The following is a 22,303-nucleotide window of genomic DNA, read 5'->3' on the forward strand; positions in this document are numbered from 1 at the left end:
ATAATTTAAATTGCTTCAGCGCCCGCTTCCACCGTACACCACTGCTTCAACTTGGCTTGCGTCCAAACCGTAAGCAGTATGCAAAGCACGAACAGCTTCATCAATTTGTTCAACAGGAACCATGGCAGCAATACGAATTTCCGAAGTAGAAATCATCAAAGTATTTATACCATGTTCACTTAGCGCAGTGAAGAAGGTAGCAGCTAGACCTGAATGTGTTTTCATACCAACGCCAACAACAGCTACTTTTCCTACTACTGGAACGACATCCATAGAAGTAAATTTCAATTCATCATGCGCTTCTTCTAGAACTTTACGGACTGCTTCCATTGACGCTCCTGGAGCAGTAATAGAAATATCTGCTGTACCAGTAGAAGCACTTGCTTGCGCAATCATGTCAATATTTACATTTGCTTTTGCAAGAGTTGTAAATACTTTCGCAGCCATACCAGGAATATCTGGAATACCGCGAACCGTAATCATTGCCTCACTGCGATCATGAGCAACGCCAGAAATAACAGGAGTTTCCGGACCTAAATCAGGAAATAAATCGCCCATAGTCGAAAGAATATCGTGGTTTACCATTGTTACCGCCTTTAAGCTCGAAGATTATTTGACATTATCTATTAATATTTAGTTTCGTATTTTCTAACTCAGATTAGGCAAATCGTTCGGATTAATATTATTTGGAACTATAAGCGTTCCGTTCCTATGTGAGAATGAACTTCTAACATGAAGAGGCATACCAAAACGCTGAGCGTACTCAACACAACGCAACGCAAGTACGCGCGAACCACAAGATGACATTTCAAGCATCGAATCATAATCGATTACAGGAATACGTTTTGCAGTTGGCACAATACGTGGGTCTGCAGTAAATACTCCATCTACATCCGTGTAAATCTCACATATATCAGCACCTAAAGCAACCGCAAGAGCTACAGCTGAAGTATCCGAACCACCTCTACCGAGAGTCGTGTCATCTCCAACTTCGTTAATTCCTTGGAACCCGGCAACAATTGCAACACTGCCTTTGCTAAGAGCTCTTCTGACACGATCAGGCTTAACCGCACGAATATGCGCAGCTCCGAACTGAGTATCTGTCATAAATCCAGCTTGAGAACCAGTAAAAGAATAAGCATGAGATCCTTGAGCATGAATAGCCATTGCAAGCAAACTCATAGAAATTCGTTCGCCTGCTGTCATAAGCATATCCATTTCGCGAGCAGGAGGATGAGTATTTACACTCATTGCTTGATCAATTAAATCGTCAGTTGTATCTCCCATCGCTGAAACTACAACAGCAACATCATTGCCTTCTGCTTTTGTAGAAAGAATGCGTTTGGCAACACGTTGTATGGAATCCGTATCCGCTACAGAAGAACCACCGTATTTCTGTACGATAAGCGCCAATTTTTACCCCTTGCTCATGTCAATATTGATAAACGCACAGGATATGCCGAATAATGGCTTCGATATCAGACTACCAACTATGCCCTATTTATTGATAATAATTTGTGCACATAAAAACAATATTCAAAATTACACAGATTGACGGCCAGAAAATGCACGACCTAAAGTGATCTCATCCGCATACTCTAAATCTCCACCAACAGGCAATCCACTTGCCAAGCGAGTAACTTTAATTCCTAGAGGATCGAGCAATCGAGCCAAATACGTAACAGTCGCTTCACCTTCTATATCAGGATCAAGCGCAAGAATAATTTCTTGAACTTTTGCATCTTTAAGACGTTCAAGTAATTGCGTAATTGCTAAGTCCCCAGGCCCAACATTTGCCATTGGGTTAATTGCACCACCAAGAACATGATAAACACCTGAATACTCATGAGTTCGCTCAATACTCATAATGTCTTTAGGTTCTTCAACTACGCAAATTTTGCTATGATCACGCCGAGGATCTGCGCATACTATGCAAGGACTCTGCTCACATACGTTTCCGCATACATCACAAAAACGCACACTTTCTTTCATGTTATTAATTGCGTCTATTAGCTCTTGAACATCTTTATCCGAGGAAGAAAGTAAGTAAAACGCAATACGCTGAGCGCCTTTAGGTCCAATCCCTGGAAGCTTTGAAAATGCTTCAATTAAGCGACCAATTGCTCCATCATATGACGATGAATTATGCACTGTAAACTACTCCTCTTGCTTTTTCTTAACGCTCATAATCGCATTTTTAGGATTTTTAGGATCAGTGGAAGCAAATTCTTCAACAGATTTAACTTCAAAAATTTGTTTAAGCTCATCAGTGCTTACAGATGTTGCTGATTCTAATGAAGCATCGTCCATTGAACATTCGTCAGCAGTAGCTCCATTCGTAGGAGAAACAGTAGTCTGAATTGATTCAGCAGACAATTCTGAAGTATTAGTTGCATTCTGAACTTGAGACTGTAGTTTATCTTGATCCAAGACACCAGAAATAGCTTCATCTTGGTTATGAGAATGCGAACTCTTCTGTATTGTAATCTCGTCATCATGATTCATAGGCTCATCTTCAATAGAAGAGCCTTTAGAAGAAGACTCTTCAGAAGAAGAGTTTTCTGGCATTGCAATCACATCCGACATAGGCATAGACGACATGTCTGCCCAAACATCATCATCCGCATTCGCAACATCACTTAACTCATCCGCAGTATTTTCAGAAGCTACTGATGCTGCGGAGCCATCAGCGCCACTAAAACCCGAAGATTCTTTTTTAGTAGGATTTTTATTTATTCCGCTGCTATCAGAATCAGTTTTATTACTAAAACCAGCAGATATACCTGTTTTACGCAATAAAATATCGCGCTTAACTTTTGCAAGCTTCTGCGGATCCATTCGAGCAACAGATTCTACTTGTTCACCATTAGCAGCAACTGGTGCAGGAGCAATCATTACTTGCGTGCCAAATATCTCATGCACTTCATTCATTACTACTTTTGGCACTTTTTGTCCATCATATGGAGAAGTAGTGCATACTGCGAGCGCAAACGCATGTTGACTCATAGGCTCATTAAAAGTCAAAATAAGACGCTGTCGACCTGATTGTGCTGAAGTAAGTTGCACTGTAGGAACATACTCACGAGTTACATACTCACGTACGTCATCAGGCAATATTGAAACTACTTTATCCCACATTGCATCAGTATCCATGGAATCATTCTTTGAATTAGCATTATGCGCATCGTTCAAAAACACTTTTTTAGATTCCGTTTCTTTTGTGTTTGTAGCAGATTGCGTTTCTGCTTTAGCAATAGGAGATGCTGTAGTTTCAGAAGGTAGTGAAGAATTTGAAGTACTATTATTCTCACTATCTGCAGAAACATATTTCTTATTGCTTGTAGAACCTACGAAATGAGCACCAGAAGATACTTTATTTTGAATATTCTGCGTAGAAGTGGAAATATTTTGTTGTTGCACGTTATTGATGCGCAAATTAGTTGCAACAGTATTTGAAGTTTCGCTGTCTGCAAGCAAACGAGCAACTAAAATTTCCAAATTCATGCGAGGAGAAATTGCACTAGCCATTGCACTTAAAGCATCATTAATTGTTTGAGCCATACGTGCTAAATCATGCAATGTCATGCTTGCAGATTGCTTATTCAATATTTCCAAATCTTCTGGAGAAACATCATTAAGTAAGCTTGAAGCCGCTTTAGGACCTGCAGATACCATAAGCAACAAATCACGAACTCTACCTAATAAATCTTCTACAAACTTACGAGTATCGTAACCTCCAACAATAACGCGACGAACTACATCGTATATCGAAGCACCATCATGATTAATAAGATCGTCAATGAATTCGCTAATCAATGAATTAGGCGTAAAACCTAATAAAGCAACCGCAGAATCCAAAGAAATTGAACCATCAACAGCACCCACCATAAGCTGATCGAGCACAGATAACGTATCTCGCATTGATCCCGCACCAGCGCGCATAACAAGGCGAAGAACTCCCGGCTGCGGCAGAATACCTTCCTTTTTGCAAATATCTTCAAGATATGGAGACATTACCTCTGGAGGCACAAGTCTGAAAGGATAATGGTGTGTACGCGAGCGAATAGTGCCAATAACTTTATCCGGCTCAGTGGTAGCAAAAATAAACATTACATGCTCAGGCGGCTCTTCTACAATCTTAAGCAAAGCATTAAAACCTTGCTGTGTAACCATATGAGCTTCGTCGAGAATGAAAATCTTATAACGGTCACGAGCAGGAGCGAAACCAGCACGCTCACGCAACTCTCTAGCATCATCGACACCGTTATGGCTTGCAGCATCAATCTCTACAACGTCGATAGAACCTGCACCGCCAGTAGCTAAATCTTTACAGCTTTGGCACTCTCCGCATGGGTGCGAAGTTGGTCCTTTTTCGCAATTAATGCAGCGAGCTAAAATTCGCGCAGAACTTGTTTTACCGCATCCACGTGGTCCAGAAAATAAATATGCATGCGTTATTTTCCCTTGGTCTAATGCTCTAGACAAAGGTATGGTAACCTGATCCTGCCCAATAACACCATCAAACGTGTCAGGACGATATCTACGATACAGTGCAAGTGCCATGTTTCCTAACCTACCGCGACCTAACTATTTCCCCGATATATCTTAGTTAAGACTATCAGCAGCCGCCACCCGACTGCTGATATTTATATTCGTTTTTGCTACTTACTACTTATTGCAATCTTCTAGTCCTGCTCTAGCAGAAACTTCCACGTTAGAAGCAAATGGAATATTCAGCCCAACAGAAACACGAACAGTTACATCATTACTAGTAGAGTTGCAAGATTTCAAAAAAGCATTGCTTGAAGCAACAGTACGCGCAACAACCTCACACGCATTATCCTCCATCCTTTGCAACGCAGAAGCACCGGATAAAGCAGCAGAAGTTGCAACAGCATAAGCTTGATGTTTAGCTCCGAGAACATTACATAAAATAGCAGAAAGCACTAGTATTGAGCAGACTGCGATCACTAGCATAATGCCAAGCATAGTGCCAGAACCGCAGTCGATGCCCTTACATCGCTTATGAATGAAATTTATTGAATGCTTCACAAAATTCTTGCGCCTACTCATACTAAAACCTGGCTTACATGACTTTCCACTAGAGGCGGCAAAATATGAAGAGGATCAGGAATAAGAGGACATTTAACAACAATATTCGCCATATTATTGCTACGACTTATTTTCACCGACGCTCCTTGACCTGCGACCGACTGCACGATACTTGCGGCAGCTTTATCGTCCTTATGAGTCACAAGATAATACGCAACTTGCGCAGCAGCATCATGACAATTCATAGTACATACAACTGCTCTACCTATGCCAATCAATACAAATAACAGTATTAATGCACAAGGTAAAACAATAGAAAATTCAGCAGTTACCGTCCCTCTGTCATAATCACTAATTTTGCGCAACAACCTTTTGCACACAATAACTTTCCGCATCATAAGCTCATTTCATCCGCTAAAGCATGCCGTTAGCCGATTTTCAATGCTTTTTTAACTAAATCTGTCAACGTTGTGCGAACCGTATCTGATTTCAAAATAGCAACTAGCAGTGCAGCAAAACCAGTGGCAGCAATAATAACTACTGCATATTCAGCTGTTACAGCTCCAGAATCCTTATTTTTAAGACCGTCAGCGTACAATTTTCTTTTTTGACACAAACATGACTCAATATTCACTAATTGTTCATTTACTTGAAGCATAGACACAGAGCATCGTGCAACAAGTTTTTGCATTATCCCAACCATCATCTTGTACCTTTCACTTCAAACTATCCGAAATTTTCGGATAGAAATATTATTACAACTTGTTTTGCGAATGAAAATAAAAAAATTGCATTGTGGATAAAAGCTAATTTATTTTTCTAGAAATTTATTTTTAAAAAGCTAGCGCATAAGCGACATAACTGTTGGCAAAATTCCTATGCATATAAAAGACGGCAAAAAACATAATCCAACAGGAAGCAGCAATCGCACAGACAACCTAGAACTTTCTTGTCTAGCAATATTGGCCATATTTCTCTCATAATGTTGAGCAAGTGCAGACAATACAGGAACTGGAGATGAACCATAACACCATGATTCTTTTAAAGATGTCATTAACCATCTAGCTAATATTTCTGAAGAATCTAAGTTTTTACGATTAGTAAATTTTGATTTATTTTCTAATTCAAAATTATCTTGTCTAGTATAAGTAGAAGACCATGCTTCATGCCACGTATCTCCTGCAAGTAAAGCATTGGAAACAGAGCAAAGCCACATGCCTTGACCGCAAGGAAACACTTGCCCAACAGCACTAAGAGCCCTAGTAATAGCAACACCACTACGAAGTGAAACAATAATCATATGTAAACCAAGAAGAGGATCTACATATGAAACTTTTGAATTACGCCATTCGTATTTAAATAGCATAATTTTACTGTTAAAGCGCATACGATTATCTAATGAATCGCACTCTAATTTCAAACTCACCCATTGCCAAACAATTACAACAAACAATGGAACAATAAACAAAAGCTGCTTTGTGGACTCCATAAATCATCCTTCCAGAGAAGCAGCATCCATTGCATGCTGAGATATTTGCAACATAGAACTAACCCACGCCAAACCCAATCCATAACATATTCCACCTATTGTTAATAAAATCCATCCATTTACTGTTGTAATTAACATCAAAATAGGGTGCCCACCTAGTAATTCACCAGCAAAAAGAGCCAAAATAGGTAGAGCAGTAAGTAATTTTATTGTTGCTTTTGGCATTGCAGCTACGTCAGCACGTAAATCTTCTGCACGCTTCTGAGCATGATATGACGCTGCCGTAGCTTCCACACATTCTGCCATAGCGCAACCAAGAGTATTACTCAATTCATATGAAGCCATAAGACTTTCAGAAACAGTATGCATATGTTTTTCAAGCTGACGACGTTGAGTCTTATTCATATTGCGCTTCTTTGGAAAACAACGTTCATAAAGCCATTTATAAATAATTTTTGTATTAACTGCACTACTGCAAATACATTGTTGAGACTTAGAGTCACTGTGAACAATCATTGCAAAAGTAGAACCAGAACGTAATGCAGCAATCATTCCAGCAAGAACTTCTTCAATATCCATTTTTATGCTCCAAGCAACACAATCGACTACTAATTATTTGAACTGTCAACACATATGCTGGCCATATTTTCGGGCAGATTCCAATAATTTGAAAACTTAACCCATGCAGGCAAAAATTTCATGACAATACTGCCGTCAATTCCACAAGATAATTGCAAAACTGGAACGCCACACAGCAACGAAGCGCTAGAAACGTATTGCAAAATACCGAGTTCTTTGATCATTCGACACCCGTTAGAGGATCTCTCTACATGAATAACAACATCGAATGCTCCAGCAGCTAAAGCACATAAAGCTGCAGGCTCCAACCCAGCCAATAACCCTAATGCCATAAGACGAGCGGGAACTTTCTCTATTTCATCTGCATGAAGAGTTGTCATTCCACCCTTATGACCAGAAGTAAATACTCTCAACAAATCAGCAATTTCTTCCCCACGACATTCACCAAGAATAATGCGATCCGGACGCATTCTTAATGTTGCTTTTACTAATTGAGATAAGCCAATTTCTCCTACACCTTCTACATTAGCTTCTCGCGCACTTAACGAAACATGATTTTGTGTCAACTCGCCAAGCTCTCTAATTTCTTCAACAGATACAATACGATCTTCGCAATCAGCAGCAGCCAACAAAGCCTTCATAAGTGTGGTTTTCCCAGATCCAGTACTTCCAGTGATCATTATATTTGCTCGCTTTTTAACTAGAACGCTTAGAATACAAGACAATTCTTTTGGAAACATGCCTTGATCACTCAAAGAAACAAGATCATAACGATTAATTGAAGGAAAACGAATTGACAATGCTGCTCCTTGAGATACAAGTGGCGCTAAAACAGCATGTATGCGAATGCCAGAAGTACTTGAAGCATCAGCAATAGGACACGCATCATCCAGTCTTTTGCCTAATTGTGCACAAAGCCATACAGCATATTCTCTTAACAAAGCAGGGTTGTTAAGCGGAACTCGAGTTGCGCGTTCCTTAAGACCTTGTCCACAATCTACCCACACACGACCAGACTCGCTTACAACCATGTCTGTGACTCTTACGTCATTGGCAAATTCCTGCAGAATTCCAAAATCGATATCACGAATATTATTTACGATCATATTTACCTCTTGAGTATTTCGAACGACGATATTGCGAACGACGATATTTAGTTACAGCATTTTTTGTATTTGATATAACATCTCCGATAAGCCAATTATTTATGCGTTTCATGGTTTCCTTCATTGAAGATGGCACATTTCGAATACCGTAGCCCCCTATAATGTCGGTGTACATGCGAGCATCGTGTTGCAAAGAACCAAGAAATGTAGTTGATAGATATTCAGAAGCTTCATCGATACTTAAAACATAAGATTTTTGCGTTAAACCACGAGGAGGCAATCCCACAACAGCAAATTTGTTGAACTTTACGCCAGAATCACACAAAGTATCTAATTTTTGTAGCAACGCTCTAAACCTTGCTAAATCAAGCACAGATAGCTCAACCGCAGCAAGAGTCGCACTGTCAATAAATTGCGGAATATTACGGTAAGACTTCATAGCAGTCTCGCCAGAACCTATATCTACAATAACTACATCAACAGCATCAGCTAGACCTCTAATAGCAGCCTCTAAAACCCAAGGTTCAGGATATTTACCATGCCATGGAGAAAATGCTAAAACATCCACATTATCCCAATGCAATAGCTCATTGCGCAACACATAGCCATCGCATCTACCTAAGGGAGCATCAACTTCTTGCAACCTGCGACCTTCATCTGATTCCAAACCAAGCAGAACGTCTAAACCGCCATGAGTCAAATCAGCATCTACAAGAGCAACACTATGGCCTTGTTCACTTATATAGCGAGAAAGAATAGATAGAGAAGTGCTTAGCCCAATGCCATCTGCAGCAGACATTCCAACCAAAATATTTTTAGGCAATGGATCTAAAGAATCACGCGCAATAAGATTATCTTCTTCAGCATTATTAAACACACGAGATTTATGCTTAATAGAAATATCTTGCGAGCGTTCAGTATTTTGAAAACTCTCCACATCTTGAGAACTCTTAGGCAAAAGAGTCATAACAGTATGATCGTCAGCTATACATGGCGCAATTTTTACACCATTAGACACAGATTCGTATATAGATTTATCTGCAACTTGAGGAGGATAAACATAACGTTTAACATCTCTAAATGCGCCTACAGCTTCGCCATTGTTATAATTCTTATCAATCTGCTTAACGCCAATTGATTTATTGTTTACACTCATATTCATACTCATGCGCCTATTGAAACGCATATAGCAATGAGTTTTCAACAATATTCATGCAATGTGGTTAAAAGCTCAGGAAATATTAAGAATAAGCAAATATTGCACAAAAATTATCTATAAAAACATCTATTTTACAGAATTTACAGATGGCAATACTAAATCTTTATTAACTTTCATATAGCGTTCAAGTAACTCACCATAAATTGGCTTAGTTTTTAGAATATCTGAAATAAGCAATGCGATAAATGCAGAAGCTGCAACTGGGAGCGTATGAATCATAGTTCCAGACATTTCAACAGTAAGCAAAATCGAAGTGAGTGGAGCTTTTACAGATGCAGACAACGTACCAGCCATAACGCAAACTGCAAACACAGATACAAATTTTGTATCAATGCCAAATGCTGAAACGCTAGTAATCCAGCGCGCAGCAACACCACCTGCGAGCGCACCTACTGCAAGAATAGGCATAAAAATACCGCCAGGAGCACCACAGCCAAAACTTGTAGAAGTAAACAACATTTTTGCCACAAATAGCAAACAAAGCATTGCAAGACTTGCTTTTCCATATTCAGAAAGTCGCACTAAATTAGATCCGCCACCAAGAACTTCAGGCAGGAACAAGCCAACTGGTATTGCAATTAAGCAAGCAATAGCAACAGGCATCCACTTTGGCAAATATCCGTATAATGTTTGCAAACCAAGTAACGAACGATTCATTATCGAGCCTACAAAACCTGCAAAAATACCAAGAGGAATAATCCAAATATGCAAGTTCATCGGCAAATCTGGAATCTGACCAAAATCAAGAACTGGACGCAATCCGAAACAAGTTTGCGAAACAAAATCAGCACATAAAGCAGCTGCAGCAGCTCCTATAAGAACAATTGAAGTTAAGCCGTGCTGAATCTCCTCCATAGCAAACATAACTCCAGAAAGTGGCGCAGAAAACGCAGCAGATAAGCCGGCTGCAGCTCCAGCAGTTACCACATAATGCTCTTTAATATCGTCACGCCTACCTTTACGGAAAATTCGAGACAACATCTGAGCACCACATGCACCTATTTGAATAGATGGACCTTCACGTCCAAGAGACAATCCAAATAAAGAACCAAGTAAACCGCCAACAAAACGCACTGGCAGAATCGTGTGCCATCGCATATTCAAACCGCGATTAACATACCCCACGACTTGAGGAATACCACTTCCAGAAGCCATACTTTCTTTACGACTCATCCAGCCAATAATTAGACCTGCAATTACAGCAAAAATTAAACATGGCAAAATCCACCATGCGTTATGCCGGATTTGTAAATACATCCAACGCGCAAAATCCGTACCGTATTCAATACCAAGCCTGTAAGAAGCTACTAATGAACCAGAAACAGCGCCGACAAATATCCCAGCTAATATTACTTTCCAACGAAGCTGGCAAAAAGTTTTTGATATTTGCTTTAACTTATTGCTTAAAAAGCTCAATGCATTCTTAAACTTCACTACAACTCGATTCTGCGCACAACACTTAACTTCTAAATACTAAATTACGTGCAGTAACAATATTTGCGAAACAATATACCCAACAGAAGCAGCAAAGAATGGAACAATAAGTTCTGCAAAAAGCAAGAACACTCCATCTTTTATGCGCTTTCTTTGAATAAGATCCACACCTTCAAAAATTGCAGTAGAAAACGTGGAAAATCCACCCAAAAATCCCAAAATCATCAAATAAGCAAAACGTACTCCACATATTGCAGCTGCAACCATGAAAACATTAGACACAACACCTATAGCAAATGAAGCAACGCAATTGATAAATAGCGTTGCAACTGGAACTTCGCTTTTATGAGCAGCTGAAATTTTTTTAGTCATTGCGCATCTTAAAACAGCACCTAAACCGCCAAAAAAGCAAGGCAAAATAAACATAATAAAAACGTATAAAGAATTCATCACTTCATCACCTTAGTATTAGCTTCTGCAACAGATCGACTTTGCTTTTTATTCATGCAATTCGCAATTCCTGCTCCAACCCAATTACCAACAAAAGCCATAAAAACGCCAAAAAGCAGCGAAAAAAGCATGCCCAAAACAACAAGCGTCATGCGTGGAGCCATGAAAGACATTGCACTTTCAAACGCGAAAGTAGACATAGTCGACAATCCGCCACAAAAGCCTGTTCCTAGCGCATATTTATACAAAGTTTGCTTTTCTTGCGTTAAAGCTTTAACAGATATTGCAGTAACAAGAGCAAAAATAAAGCATGCAATCATATTTGACAAAAAAGTCCCTAAAGTAAGCTGGCCAAATATAAATGATTGTCCGTCTACTTGGTGAATCGTGTGCGCATAAGAAGAAATTACTGCGCGCACGAAAGCTCCACATGTACCACCAATAAAAACTAAAAAGTATAATCGACAATTATTTTTTTTATTTTTTCCGCTTATTTTACTCATTTTCACTCTTTTTGAAATTATCGTCATAAACCAAAACGACACTCCCAATCGAGAAGTGCCGTTTTGCTAAGTTGATCATAAAATAATAAACAATTTCAGTCAGTTAGTGAGTGAACACTAATGATATGATCACGCTGCGGACCAGTTCCAATAGCAGAAATACGGCAATGAGAAAGCTCTTCCAAACGCTTTACATAACTTTGCGTATTTTGAGGCAAATCTTCAAACTTATGGATTTGAGAAATATCCTCATTCCAGCCTGGAAGCATCTCGTATACTGGTTTCGCAGAAGCAAATAGTGATTGATCTACAGGCATTTCTTCCATACGCTGAACTGTTCCATCAGACAAAGCCACATCATAAGCCACGCAAACTGGGATTTCCTTCAAACCAGTCAAAACGTCAAGCTTAGTAAGAACAATATCCGTCAAACCATTTACGCGAGTTGCATAACGGCTTACTACAGAATCAAACCATCCACAACGACGAGGACGACCAGTTGTAACACCATATTCATGGCCTTGCTCACGCAACCAGTCACCCTGCTCATCCAAAAGTTCAGTTGGGAATGGACCTTCACCAACACGAGTAATATACGCTTTCGCTACTCCAATTACGCGCGTAATACGAGTAGGACCAACACCAGTACCCGTGCAAGCGCCACCAGCAGTAGGGTTTGAAGAAGTTACAAACGGATAAGTGCCATGATCGACGTCAAGCATTGTGGCTTGTCCACCTTCAAACAGCACAGTTTTGCCTTCATCCATTGCTTCATTCAATACTAATGAAGTATCAGCAACATATTTCTTCAAGCGTTTGCCAAGCTCCACAAGTTGAGCGGTAACTGCATCAATATCAATAGGATGTTGATTATAAAGTTTTACAAGCATTTGATTCTTTTGATGCAAACTTGCTTCAACTTTGTCGCGCAAGTGATCAGCATTAAATAAATCATGCACTCGAATACCAACACGATTAATTTTATCCGCGTAAGTAGGTCCAATACCACGACCAGTCGTGCCGATCTTGTGTTTACCAAGGAAACGCTCAGTTACTTTATCAATAACTCGATGATACGGAGTAATAACATGCGCGGCTTCGCTCACAAGCAAGCGCGAGCAATCTACACCGCGAGATTCCAAAGCGTCAATTTCTTCAAGCAATACCTCTGGGTCAACAACAACACCATTACCAATTACAGGCGTAACATTAGGGCTGATAATTCCGCTTGGAAGTAAATGTAATGCATAAGATTTATCGCCAACAACAACAGTGTGTCCGGCATTATTACCGCCATTAAAACGTGCGACAATATCAACCTTTGAACCAATTAAATCTGTTGCTTTGCCTTTACCTTCGTCACCCCATTGAGCTCCAATAAGCACAATACCAGGCATGCCGCACCTCCATTTTTGAGCTAACGCTGCTCAAATAAGCACAATTCTTACCTGTTAAGACTATCTCTATGCCACTACCGAATAAGAAAAAGAAATATATAAAATTAAAAAATTTACTATTTCAGTGCTTTACCAGCAGAACCTAACTGCACACAAGCTTCTACTACACGCTGAGCCATGGCTTTTTCGGCTTCACGACCCCAAGATCGAGGATCATATAACTTCTTTTCGCCAACTTCTCCGTCTATTTTAAGAACAGAGTCATAATTACTGAACATGTGACCAGCAATTGCACGAGTAAAAGCATATTGAGTGTCAGTATCTATATTCATTTTAATTACGCCGTAGCGCACAGCTTCAGCAATTTCTTGAGCAGTAGAACCAGATCCGCCATGAAATACCAGCAGGAACGGCTTTTTAGAAGCGCCAAAGGTGCGAGTATCACAAATATTTTGATAGTTCTGATATACAGTTTTTTGGATTTCTTGCAATAATTTAGGATGCAGTTTTACAACGCCAGGCTTATAGGCTCCATGAACGTTGCCAAAAGTAAACGCTGCCATATACCTGCCACGTTCACCCAAGCCAAGCTTATCTACAACACGCAAAGCATCTTCAGACGTAGAATACAATCTCTCGTCAATATCAGCACGATGCCCGTCTTCTTCTCCACCAACAGCACCAATCTCAATTTCAAGAATTGTGCGAGATTTTTGCGAAGCGTCAAGCAACTGTTCTGCAACGTCTAGATTATGTTGCAAAGGCACTGTTGAACCATCCCACATATGCGACTGGAATAACGGCTCTTCGCCTTTTTTGACTTGTTCTGTTTCATAAGAAATTAGTGGTTTAATCCAACCATCTAAATATCGCTCAGCACAATGATCTGTATGAAGCGCAATAGTAATATTAGGGTATTGAGCTGCCACTTCGTGCGCAAACTTTGCAAATGCTATTGAACCAACAACACGATTATTGAGAGATTGACCTGAAAAATAAGCAGAACCACCGACAGAAACTTGAATAATGCCATCAGATTCAGCTTGAGCGAACCCCTGCAAAGCTGCATTAAGAGTTTGCGTACTAGTAACATTGATAGCAGGGTATGCGTAGCCACCTCGACTTGCAGCATCAAGCATATGCGCATAACGTTCAACAGTTGCAATAGTCATACTTGTATTATCCGCCTTTATTACTCAGATAGCTATGCATATGCACAAAAACATTACATACTGGTATGCGAAAATCTATCTTCAAAATCTACAAACTGATTGTGATTCTATAGTTCAGCTCAATTAAAATAACAGAAACATCTAATCTCAAAACTGCATTTGCTGATGACGTTTTTTAGCCTCAGTAACAACAAACTCGTGATATTTCAACGCAATCGAAGAATCTAATCCGGCATTTTCCGCAATATTTAGCAAACTTTCTATTTGCTGCTGCTCTCTTTTAGAATCCTCAGGAGCAAATCCAGCTTCAGCCTTCAACTCACCAATTCGTTTCGTAGTTTTAAACCGCTCAGCAAGCAGCGCAATTATTGCATTATCAAAATTATCAACAGATTGACGCAACACAATAATCTCCTCGGCAGCAACTTTGCAACATGTCGTAAGAGATGTATCGCGCGCGTCAACCGTTGTTTCAGAAAAATCACACATATTATTTAATCGAAATATGTTTGCAGAACCATAGTTGTTTCTGTACTGACAGGGACTATGCGATGAATGGTATTAATAAGTTCTTCCAATTTGCTTGGCGTAGCAACACGCACTACCAGCATAAAACTTGGACTACCAGTAATCGAATAGCAAGCTTCAATACCAGAAATATCACGCAATTTGTTAGGTATTGTAGCTTCCTGCCCAAAATCAAGTGGCGTAACAGACACAAATGCACTTACAGGTAAACCACGACGCTCATAGTCAATTAACGCGCGATAACCGGTAATAACACCTTTACGCTCAAGCTTTTGCACTCGAGATTGAACCGCAGAAACAGACAAACCCGAAGCCTTAGCCAAACGAGTTAACGTCGCTCGGCCATCATGCTCGAGAATATCAACAATGATTGCATCAGTTGAATCCATAGCTATACTAGTTTCAGCTTTATGAGGATTTCCAGCCATACGTCCTCCATTCTCCAGTCGACGCTGAATTGAGAATCTAAAACGAATCTATGTAGCGCCACATTGCAGTCTCTTTTATGGTACAGTATTTTTTACAGAAAAAGAACAAATTTATTCAAAAAATAATAAAAAATACAAATTATTACGTTAAAAATAATTTTTTCTTTTAACATCAGCCGTAATAGTGTTGTACAATTCGCATAATAAGCGTATAAACGAAACCTATAACCTTTAAAGATTATTCTTATAAAATCAAAACCAACAATCAAAAAGGAGCACAGCATGGCAAAAGTAGCGAAACATGCAATTTCAATACCTCGTTCAGGTATTAGAGATGTATTTGACCGTGTAGAACAAATACCAGACGCTATTTCACTATGCCTAGGAGAACCAGGCGAAACTGCTTCCTCACACATTGTTGAAGCCGCGTGCAACTCATTACGAGAGGGAAAAACAAAATACACAGACGTTTTAGGCATACCAGAATTCCGCGAGGCAGCTGCAAATTATACGAATAGAGTAAAAGGTTTAAACTACAACGCAGACACAGAAATTCAAGCCGTTGACGGCGCTACTATTGGATTATATTTAGCTATTAAATCAGTAATAGATCCGGGAGATGAGGTTATTATTCCATCTCCATACTTCACATCATACGATGCAGAAGTGCTAATGTGCGAAGGAATTCCAGTAACTGTAGCCCTTAAGCCAGAACATGGAATGCATATTAATGCAGAAGAAATACGCAAAGCTATATCACCACGCACTAAAGCCATCATTATCAATTCTCCATGCAACCCAACCGGTGCAGTAACAACCGCAGAAGAACTCGAAAAAATTGCAAAATTATGCCAAGAATTTGATCTTTGGGTAATTTCTGACGAAGTCTACCATCCATTCGTATTCGCAAGCAATCCAGAAACTGAACCTTGCAGAAATGCTGTAGCACCATCTATTGCAGCAGCTGAAGGAATGCACGAACGAACCATTATTGTAGAAAGTTTATCGAAAACTTACGCCATGACAGGCTGGAGAATTGGATATATTCTTGCACCAAGTCAAGTTATTGAGCAAACCAGCAAAATTGCAGAAATGATGCATTCTTCTGTAAATTCTACCGCACAATATGGCGGCGTAGCTGCATTAACAGGTCCGCAAGATCACGTGCGCGAAATGAGAGAAGAATATCGCGCAAAACGTCAGCTTGTTATAGACGGATTGGCAAATTGCAATGCATTGCGTCTTATAGAGCCTCAAGGTGCATTCTACGTTTTTGTTGACGTTCGACCAACTGGTTTAAGTTCAGAAGAATTTAGCAAAAAACTTTTAGATGAAGAAAAAGTTGCTGTTGTACCAGGAGAAGCCTTTGGCGCAGAAGGAAGCGGATTCGTGCGACTATCTTACGCTGGAAGAGCAGAAGAACTTAAAGAAGGCGTAGCGCGCATAAGCAAATTTGCACTTGCGCAACAAGCTTTACATGCTGCATAAAATATTAGTTATTAATAAATATAAATATAAATAAAATTATTGCCCCTTGGTAGATAATCCAAAGGGCAATAATTTTAATTCCTTACGAAATAAGAACTACGCAATAGTCGTAGAAGAAGAATTATTCGTAGCAGTGCCAGTTTGTTGAGTTATAGCAGCTAAGAAATCACGGTTTGAAGCAGTTTTCTTCAATCGAGGAATCAAAGTCTGATACGCTTGCTCTGCCTCAAGACCACCAAAGAGACGGCGCAAACGATAAATAACTGGCAAATCTGCAGCTGGAGTAATTAACTCCTCGCGACGAGTTCCAGAAGCATTAATATCTACCGCTGGGAAGAGACGCTTATCAGCCAAATCTCTACTCAAGCGCAATTCCATATTTCCAGTGCCCTTAAACTCTTCGAAGATTACTTCATCCATCTTAGAGCCAGTTTCAACCAATGCAGAAGAAATAATCGTCAAAGAGCCGCCGTCTTCAATATTTCGAGCAGCACCGAAGAACTTCTTTGGTGGGTACAACGCTTGAGCATCAACACCACCGGAAAGAATACGACCAGAAGCAGGAGCTGCAATATTGTAAGCTCTAGCCAAACGAGTCATAGAATCAAGCAAAACCACAACATCCTGGCCAAGCTCAACCAAACGCTTAGCGCGCTCAATAGCAAGCTCAGCAACAGTAGTGTGATCTGTTGCAGGACGATCGAATGTAGAAGAAATCACTTCGCCTTGCACAGTACGTTCCATGTCGGTAACTTCTTCTGGGCGCTCATCTACAAGCACAACCATAAGATGCACTTCAGGATTATTTGTAGTAATTGCATTTGCAATATTCTGAAGAGTAATGGTTTTACCAGCCTTTGGTGGCGACACAATCAAACCGCGCTGGCCTTTACCAATTGGGGCAACTAAATCAATAACACGTCCCAACATGCGATTCGGAGTAGTTTCTTGCTTCAAACGCTCCTGCGGATATAACGGCGTCAACTTAGCAAATTGCGGTCGAGACTGAGCTTCTTCAACGCTCATTCCATTAATGCTATCGATTGTTTGCAAAGGAACAAACTTTTGGCGCTGATTTCGACGATCGCCTTCGCGAGGAGCACGAATGGAGCCTTGAACTGCATCACCCTTACGTAAGCCATATTTTTTAATTTGGCTCATTGAAACATAAACATCGTTAGGACCAGGCAAATAACCAGAAGTGCGCACGAATGCGTAAGATTCTAAGACATCAACAATTCCAGCTACTGGCACGAGCTCTTCCTGAGGCTCTTCACGACGAGGCTCGCGTAAATCATGCTCTTCGCGAGCATCGCGCGCATCACGTGCATCGCGATCAAGACGAACATTGCGATCGTTACGATCTTGACGTTCTCCACGCTCAGCACGACGTTCATCACGATCTTCACGTTCTACTCGATCCATGCGTTCTGAACGATTCTGCCGATCTGAATAATCTGAACGAGACTCATCGTAATCACGTGCACGACCGCGCATACGACGCTGGAAACGATCAGCACGATTTTGTTGTTCTTCTCTATCAAAGTCACGAGAAGCTACACGCTGACGACGCGGTTCACCCTCTGCATGAGAATCTTCACCAGGCAATGTTGCCAAAATTTGATCCAACTCATGCGAGTCCATACCATCTTCTCTACGATCGCGATTATCATTACGATCTTCTGAGGAACGACGACGCTGGAATGTATTATTACGATTCGCATCGCGTCGATAATTTTTATTCCCAAAATCTTCTTCGTCTCTATAGCGACGATCTGAAGTAGCATTGGGAACCAAAACTTCTAATGCTTCTAAATCACTATTGTCTTTCGATGATCCAGCATCTTCTATATCTGTACTAGTATCTGCAGTTTTATTAGGATTTACAACATCACGAGGAACACGAACACTTACACCTGCAGGCGCTTCTCCCCCATTACGAGCAGCCGTCAGTGTAGCCACCAACTCAGGCTTACGCATTGTAGATGTTCCGCGCAAACCCATCTGTTTTGCAAGATCTTTCAATTCTGAAAGCTTCATTTTTTCAAGATTCTGGCCTGTTGCCACAATTTTACCTTTCCTTAACTCACACGGAATAGAGCCCCGGCAAGTCTTTACATGGAAGATTACGGAAAAATCCGTCACGAACTCGCTGCCATTTCATAACAATTCATATGTACATAACAACGAACATTATGTATGCTACTACAGCTATACGACGCTGTACAACGCGACGCGCCATAGTATTTAGTATTTTTTATTACAATTTTTATAAAGCTTTTAAAGCGATATTAGAATAAACAAAAAGCGCCAATAATATGGGTAACACCCAGTATTATTGACGCTATATCGCTAAATTATTTGCGCTTTAAAATCAAACGCTCAAATTTATACGAGAATTAATTACTACTTCTTTTCGTGATACGACTTTTCAGTGTTAACAGACCACACGTTCTTCTTAGAAGTTTCTCCAGTTCGGATATCTTCTACAGCCTCAATAGCAGTTGCCATTGAATGATCTTGGTTATTATAACGATGCTGTCCATTGCGACCAACACAATACAAATTGCCGAAGCCATCAAGATAATCAATCAATTCAGGCATCTGAGCGTATGTGTCAAAGTAAGCAGGATATGCCTTTGGCACTCGCTCACGATGAGAATCAAGAACGTCTTCCTCACCATTGATAACCTGCATACGAGTCAACTCGTCAATAGCCATCTTACGAGCATCATCATCACTCATATTCCAGAAGTCGTCGCCTTCTTCGCAGAAGTACTCAAGACCGATCCAAACAGTGTTATCAACATCCTTAACGAGATATGGGCTCCAGTTGTTGAAGATTTGCAAACGTCCGACTTTATATCCAGGATCCTGCACGTAAATCCAGCAATCAGGAACAATAGGAGGATTACCAAGCGTTGGAATAGTGGTAGTATTACGCAGACGCACGCGCTTAACAAGCAAGCCTACAGTCACAAAATCGCGATAAGGCAAACCCTTGGCAACGCGTTGCATTTCTGCTGGAACTTCAGCCTTTTCGTCACCATCTGCACCCTGCTCAAGAGCAGCTACCAAATCCTTAATTGGCATAGAAGATATAAACTGGTCGGCGTGCAATTCTGAACGCTCTCCATTTGCATCTTCAACTACAACACTGGAAATCTTTCCGTCTGCTTGCTTAATAGCAACTACCTTTGCGTCTGTGCGCACAGTAGCACCGTTTTCGCGGCAACGGCGCTCAACTGTTTCCCATAACTGACCAGGACCAAGCTTTGGATACCAGAATTCCTCAATTAATGAGGTCTCTACTTCCTTCTTCTTGCCTTTTTTCTTAGGGAAAAGCTTGGAAAAAGCATTCTTCAACACTTCCACAATGCTCAAACCCTTAACGCGCTGAGCACCCCAATCGGCAGAAATCTGGCTTGGATGCCTACCCCAAAGCTTCTCTGTATAGCCCTCAAAGAACATGGAATAAAGTTTCTTGCCGAAACGATTAATGTAGAAATTCTCAAGATTAGTTTCTGGCAATTTGTGAATCATAGACCACAAATAGCTGAAGCCAACTTTCATTGTCAAAATAAAGCCCATAGAGCGCAAGGTTGCTGCAGAAAGAGAAATTGGATAATCAAAGAAATGATGATTCCAGAAAATACGAGAAACGCGATGACGCTTCAACATCACTTCATCTTCAACTTCAGGATCAGGTCCACCTGCTTCCAAATCGTGATGACGACCAAGCTTTTTATCATCATATGAAGGCGCACCCTGGAGAGGCAGCATTTCACGCCACCATTGCATAATACGGTCATCTTTTGAGAAGAAACGATGACCGCCGATGTCCATACGATTGCCGTTATACTTCACAGTACGCGAAATACCGCCAAATTCACGCGTGGCTTCGAGCACTGTTACGTCGTAGCGGCTAGATCCACCATCCTTAACGAGTTCCCAGGCTGCCGTCAACCCTGCCGGACCGCCACCAATAATTACCACAGATTCCTTTGGGGATTGTGTATCCGTCACTTGTCCTCCATCTTAATACATCAAATTTTTACGAAAACACTTTGCGTGCTAGGTAAGCAATTTCTATATATCCTTATTGAGCATACGCGCATCACGCGATAGATTCAGGAATGTCAATGTCTGTTTTCTGTACTTCTTCAACATTTACATCTTTAAAAGTTACTATTCGGACATTTTTAACAAAACGCGAAGGGCGGTAAACATCCCATACCCAAGCGTCTGTAAGTTGAACATCAAAATAAACATCCTGACCTGCTGAACGCACATTAAAATCGACTTTATTGGCTAAATAAAATCGTCGCTCTGTTTCTACGACATAAGTAAAAAGCTTAATAACATCACGGTATTCTTTATATAACGCAAGTTCTGCATCGGTTTCATAGTTGTCGAGATCTTCGGCGCTCATTACTTACCTTCCGTATTACGTTTGCGTCCACGACCTATAATGCGCCACCAAGCTTTTTTTGATGAACTTCCTTCAGAGACGTTTGCATTGTACGGCCATGCTTCATCAAGATTATCACGATGCACAGGTATAGCCACAGAATGTTCATGCGCGCTCAAAGCTTCGATTACACCAGGATTTTCTTCAATAACGTGTAGACCAAACGCATCCAGCGAACGAATGGCATCATATTCATCTACAAGAGTGTCCATTACAACAAAATCTTGATATTTTTGATTTTGAGCATCCCATAATGCGTCTCGCGCAGTGCCGGTTTTTACAAATCCAAGAGATTGATACACAGAAAGTGAGCGAGTATTAGTTGCCGGAACTCCAACCCAAATTCTATGCAACCCTAGACCAGTCGGCTCTGATGCAAAAGCATAAGTCATAACTCTAGGCATTGCGTCGCGCGAATAGCCTCTTCCTCGATAATTTTTGCCTAAAACAACTTGAATTCGAGCACTGCGAGACCATCCGTCAATATCTATAAGGAAAATCATGCCAATAATGTCACCAGAAGCGTTATTTGAATCATCCAAAACATCAGGAACAATCGCCCACGCAATAGTGTGACGCAATTGAACATCGCCAGCAAAACGACAAGATTCAGAAGGATTTTCACCAATAAGACTATCTTTAGTCCATTGCATTGAGCTTTCAACCCACGAATGAACCATAGAACGCTCTGAATTAGCATCCTTTCCAGTAATAACTGCAGCACCATCAAATGCGCACAAATCATCCATTCTTTGAAAATCATCGCACGTAGCTGGACGAAGGTGCGCCATCTCTCCACGAATTTGAGGAATTACTATAGATTTTGGTAACTCGCGAGAGTTAATAACACCATCATTGGTTTGTTGCATAGTCACCTACTTGTATTGTGCCTTTGAAAATTAAGCCCTTCGCATAATTCTCACATCGCATAATATATGATAATCCAGAAGACGAAAAATGCCTCGCAATGTTGATAAATAGTAAATT

General features: G+C 40.5%; 23 protein-coding genes. 1 reads left to right on the plus strand and 22 read right to left on the minus strand.

Translation table 11 applies throughout. From position 1 onward, the window contains the following. Positions 1 to 15 precede the first annotated feature (15 nt). The 18 genes from HXT58_RS05525 to HXT58_RS05610 all read right to left on the minus strand — a co-directional run bounded on the left by HXT58_RS05525 (position 16) and on the right by HXT58_RS05610 (position 15,357). Positions 16 to 585 carry an ACT domain-containing protein gene (locus HXT58_RS05525; RefSeq protein ID WP_004105778.1) on the minus strand — a complete coding sequence of 190 codons (570 nt, stop codon included), beginning with the start codon at positions 583 to 585 and terminating at the stop codon, positions 16 to 18. 63 nt (positions 586 to 648) lie between these two features. Continuing rightward, entirely contained in the window at positions 649 to 1,413 is a 765-nt protein-coding gene (locus HXT58_RS05530) for an aspartate kinase (protein WP_004105780.1), read from the minus strand. A 129-nt stretch (positions 1,414 to 1,542) separates the two neighbouring features. Further along, on the minus strand, positions 1,543 to 2,151 hold the full coding sequence (gene recR / locus HXT58_RS05535) for a recombination mediator RecR (protein WP_004105782.1): 609 nt from the start codon (positions 2,149 to 2,151) through the stop codon (positions 1,543 to 1,545). A 6-nt stretch (positions 2,152 to 2,157) separates the two neighbouring features. Beyond that, the gene (locus HXT58_RS05540) at positions 2,158 to 4,563 is read right to left on the minus strand and encodes a DNA polymerase III subunit gamma and tau (RefSeq protein ID WP_415705765.1); all 2,406 of its coding nucleotides are present in this window, start codon (positions 4,561 to 4,563) and stop codon (positions 2,158 to 2,160) included. Positions 4,564 to 4,668: 105 nt separating this feature from the next. Next, positions 4,669 to 5,073 carry an Rv3654c family TadE-like protein gene (locus tag HXT58_RS05545; protein ID WP_004574187.1) on the minus strand — a complete coding sequence of 135 codons (405 nt, stop codon included), beginning with the start codon at positions 5,071 to 5,073 and terminating at the stop codon, positions 4,669 to 4,671. Further along, positions 5,070 to 5,450 carry a TadE/TadG family type IV pilus assembly protein gene (locus HXT58_RS05550; RefSeq protein ID WP_032835337.1) on the minus strand — a complete coding sequence of 127 codons (381 nt, stop codon included), beginning with the start codon at positions 5,448 to 5,450 and terminating at the stop codon, positions 5,070 to 5,072. The genes HXT58_RS05545 and HXT58_RS05550 overlap by 4 nt, the downstream gene beginning before the upstream one ends. A gap of 29 nt (positions 5,451 to 5,479) precedes the next feature. Continuing rightward, on the minus strand, positions 5,480 to 5,755 hold the full coding sequence (locus HXT58_RS05555; protein ID WP_004574189.1) for a DUF4244 domain-containing protein: 276 nt from the start codon (positions 5,753 to 5,755) through the stop codon (positions 5,480 to 5,482). 138 nt (positions 5,756 to 5,893) lie between these two features. Continuing rightward, positions 5,894 to 6,541: a type II secretion system F family protein gene (locus HXT58_RS05560; protein WP_004574190.1), complete on the minus strand. Its 648-nt coding sequence runs from the start codon at positions 6,539 to 6,541 to the stop codon at positions 5,894 to 5,896. 3 nt (positions 6,542 to 6,544) lie between these two features. Continuing rightward, a complete protein-coding gene (locus tag HXT58_RS05565) occupies positions 6,545 to 7,120 on the minus strand; it encodes a type II secretion system F family protein (RefSeq protein WP_004574191.1) in 576 nt (191 codons plus the stop codon). Positions 7,121 to 7,149: 29 nt separating this feature from the next. After that, a complete protein-coding gene (locus HXT58_RS05570) occupies positions 7,150 to 8,226 on the minus strand; it encodes an ATPase, T2SS/T4P/T4SS family (RefSeq protein ID WP_174164289.1) in 1,077 nt (358 codons plus the stop codon). Beyond that, positions 8,213 to 9,388, minus strand: coding sequence for an ATPase (locus tag HXT58_RS05575; RefSeq protein ID WP_116442571.1), 1,176 nt, complete (start codon positions 9,386 to 9,388; stop codon positions 8,213 to 8,215). The genes HXT58_RS05570 and HXT58_RS05575 overlap by 14 nt, the downstream gene beginning before the upstream one ends. 123 nt (positions 9,389 to 9,511) lie before the next feature. After that, positions 9,512 to 10,879, minus strand: a complete 1,368-nt coding sequence (locus HXT58_RS05580) for a ClC family H(+)/Cl(-) exchange transporter (RefSeq protein WP_012913741.1) — start codon at positions 10,877 to 10,879, stop codon at positions 9,512 to 9,514. A gap of 39 nt (positions 10,880 to 10,918) precedes the next feature. Then, a complete protein-coding gene (locus HXT58_RS05585) occupies positions 10,919 to 11,329 on the minus strand; it encodes a fluoride efflux transporter FluC (RefSeq protein ID WP_004574195.1) in 411 nt (136 codons plus the stop codon). Then, positions 11,329 to 11,832, minus strand: a complete 504-nt coding sequence (locus HXT58_RS05590; RefSeq protein WP_004574196.1) for a fluoride efflux transporter FluC — start codon at positions 11,830 to 11,832, stop codon at positions 11,329 to 11,331. The genes HXT58_RS05585 and HXT58_RS05590 overlap by 1 nt, the downstream gene beginning before the upstream one ends. Before the next feature lie 95 nt (positions 11,833 to 11,927). Continuing rightward, a complete protein-coding gene (locus HXT58_RS05595; protein ID WP_012913739.1) occupies positions 11,928 to 13,229 on the minus strand; it encodes an adenylosuccinate synthase in 1,302 nt (433 codons plus the stop codon). Positions 13,230 to 13,345: 116 nt separating this feature from the next. Continuing rightward, positions 13,346 to 14,401 carry a class II fructose-bisphosphate aldolase gene (fbaA, locus tag HXT58_RS05600; protein ID WP_174164293.1) on the minus strand — a complete coding sequence of 352 codons (1,056 nt, stop codon included), beginning with the start codon at positions 14,399 to 14,401 and terminating at the stop codon, positions 13,346 to 13,348. Positions 14,402 to 14,548: 147 nt separating this feature from the next. Then, positions 14,549 to 14,890, minus strand: a complete 342-nt coding sequence (locus HXT58_RS05605; RefSeq protein ID WP_004574199.1) for a chorismate mutase — start codon at positions 14,888 to 14,890, stop codon at positions 14,549 to 14,551. A 5-nt stretch (positions 14,891 to 14,895) separates the two neighbouring features. Then, complete coding sequence (locus HXT58_RS05610; protein ID WP_004105907.1) at positions 14,896 to 15,357, minus strand: Lrp/AsnC family transcriptional regulator; 462 nt, start codon at positions 15,355 to 15,357, stop codon at positions 14,896 to 14,898. A 282-nt stretch (positions 15,358 to 15,639) separates the two neighbouring features. Here HXT58_RS05610 and HXT58_RS05615 point away from each other — a divergent pair, with 282 nt between their 5' ends. Continuing rightward, on the plus strand, positions 15,640 to 16,845 hold the full coding sequence (locus tag HXT58_RS05615; protein WP_415705762.1) for a pyridoxal phosphate-dependent aminotransferase: 1,206 nt from the start codon (positions 15,640 to 15,642) through the stop codon (positions 16,843 to 16,845). A 96-nt stretch (positions 16,846 to 16,941) separates the two neighbouring features. Here the strand turns inward: HXT58_RS05615 and rho are convergent, their stop codons facing one another. The 4 genes from rho to HXT58_RS05635 form a co-directional block, all read right to left on the minus strand. Then, positions 16,942 to 18,912, minus strand: coding sequence for a transcription termination factor Rho (gene rho, locus HXT58_RS05620; RefSeq protein WP_004574201.1), 1,971 nt, complete (start codon positions 18,910 to 18,912; stop codon positions 16,942 to 16,944). A gap of 339 nt (positions 18,913 to 19,251) precedes the next feature. Continuing rightward, positions 19,252 to 20,871, minus strand: coding sequence for an NAD(P)/FAD-dependent oxidoreductase (locus HXT58_RS05625; RefSeq protein ID WP_032835339.1), 1,620 nt, complete (start codon positions 20,869 to 20,871; stop codon positions 19,252 to 19,254). Positions 20,872 to 20,962: 91 nt separating this feature from the next. Next, complete coding sequence (locus HXT58_RS05630) at positions 20,963 to 21,277, minus strand: DUF2469 domain-containing protein (protein WP_004105898.1); 315 nt, start codon at positions 21,275 to 21,277, stop codon at positions 20,963 to 20,965. Next, entirely contained in the window at positions 21,277 to 22,185 is a 909-nt protein-coding gene (locus tag HXT58_RS05635) for a GNAT family N-acetyltransferase (protein ID WP_064340577.1), read from the minus strand. Before HXT58_RS05635 ends, HXT58_RS05630 begins: the two co-directional genes overlap by 1 nt. Positions 22,186 to 22,303: the final 118 nt, after the last annotated feature.

It is taken from the genome of Gardnerella sp. KA01000, from assembly GCF_049244035.1.
GTDB classification, from domain to species: Bacteria; Actinomycetota; Actinomycetes; order Actinomycetales; family Bifidobacteriaceae; genus Bifidobacterium; species Bifidobacterium leopoldii.

Excerpts from the sequence above, each read along its gene's own strand:
- HXT58_RS05585 (WP_004574195.1), bottom strand. The coding sequence starts at position 11,329 with ATGAATTCTTTATACGTTTTTATTATGTTTATTTTGCCTTGCTTTTTT.
- fbaA (WP_174164293.1), bottom strand. The coding sequence starts at position 14,401 with ATGACTATTGCAACTGTTGAACGTTATGCGCATATGCTTGATGCTGCA.
- HXT58_RS05540 (WP_415705765.1), bottom strand. The coding sequence starts at position 4,563 with ATGGCACTTGCACTGTATCGTAGATATCGTCCTGACACGTTTGATGGT.
- HXT58_RS05635 (WP_064340577.1), bottom strand. The coding sequence starts at position 22,185 with ATGCAACAAACCAATGATGGTGTTATTAACTCTCGCGAGTTACCAAAA.
- HXT58_RS05560 (WP_004574190.1), bottom strand. The coding sequence starts at position 6,541 with ATGGAGTCCACAAAGCAGCTTTTGTTTATTGTTCCATTGTTTGTTGTA.
- HXT58_RS05550 (WP_032835337.1), bottom strand. The coding sequence starts at position 5,450 with ATGATGCGGAAAGTTATTGTGTGCAAAAGGTTGTTGCGCAAAATTAGT.
- HXT58_RS05590 (WP_004574196.1), bottom strand. The coding sequence starts at position 11,832 with ATGAGTAAAATAAGCGGAAAAAATAAAAAAAATAATTGTCGATTATAC.
- HXT58_RS05570 (WP_174164289.1), bottom strand. The coding sequence starts at position 8,226 with ATGATCGTAAATAATATTCGTGATATCGATTTTGGAATTCTGCAGGAA.
- HXT58_RS05630 (WP_004105898.1), bottom strand. The coding sequence starts at position 21,277 with ATGAGCGCCGAAGATCTCGACAACTATGAAACCGATGCAGAACTTGCG.
- HXT58_RS05615 (WP_415705762.1), top strand. The coding sequence starts at position 15,640 with ATGGCAAAAGTAGCGAAACATGCAATTTCAATACCTCGTTCAGGTATT.
- HXT58_RS05525 (WP_004105778.1), bottom strand. The coding sequence starts at position 585 with ATGGTAAACCACGATATTCTTTCGACTATGGGCGATTTATTTCCTGAT.
- HXT58_RS05555 (WP_004574189.1), bottom strand. The coding sequence starts at position 5,755 with ATGGTTGGGATAATGCAAAAACTTGTTGCACGATGCTCTGTGTCTATG.
- HXT58_RS05545 (WP_004574187.1), bottom strand. The coding sequence starts at position 5,073 with ATGAGTAGGCGCAAGAATTTTGTGAAGCATTCAATAAATTTCATTCAT.
- HXT58_RS05605 (WP_004574199.1), bottom strand. The coding sequence starts at position 14,890 with ATGTGTGATTTTTCTGAAACAACGGTTGACGCGCGCGATACATCTCTT.
- HXT58_RS05595 (WP_012913739.1), bottom strand. The coding sequence starts at position 13,229 with ATGCCTGGTATTGTGCTTATTGGAGCTCAATGGGGTGACGAAGGTAAA.
- HXT58_RS05575 (WP_116442571.1), bottom strand. The coding sequence starts at position 9,388 with ATGAATATGAGTGTAAACAATAAATCAATTGGCGTTAAGCAGATTGAT.
- HXT58_RS05610 (WP_004105907.1), bottom strand. The coding sequence starts at position 15,357 with ATGGCTGGAAATCCTCATAAAGCTGAAACTAGTATAGCTATGGATTCA.
- HXT58_RS05565 (WP_004574191.1), bottom strand. The coding sequence starts at position 7,120 with ATGGATATTGAAGAAGTTCTTGCTGGAATGATTGCTGCATTACGTTCT.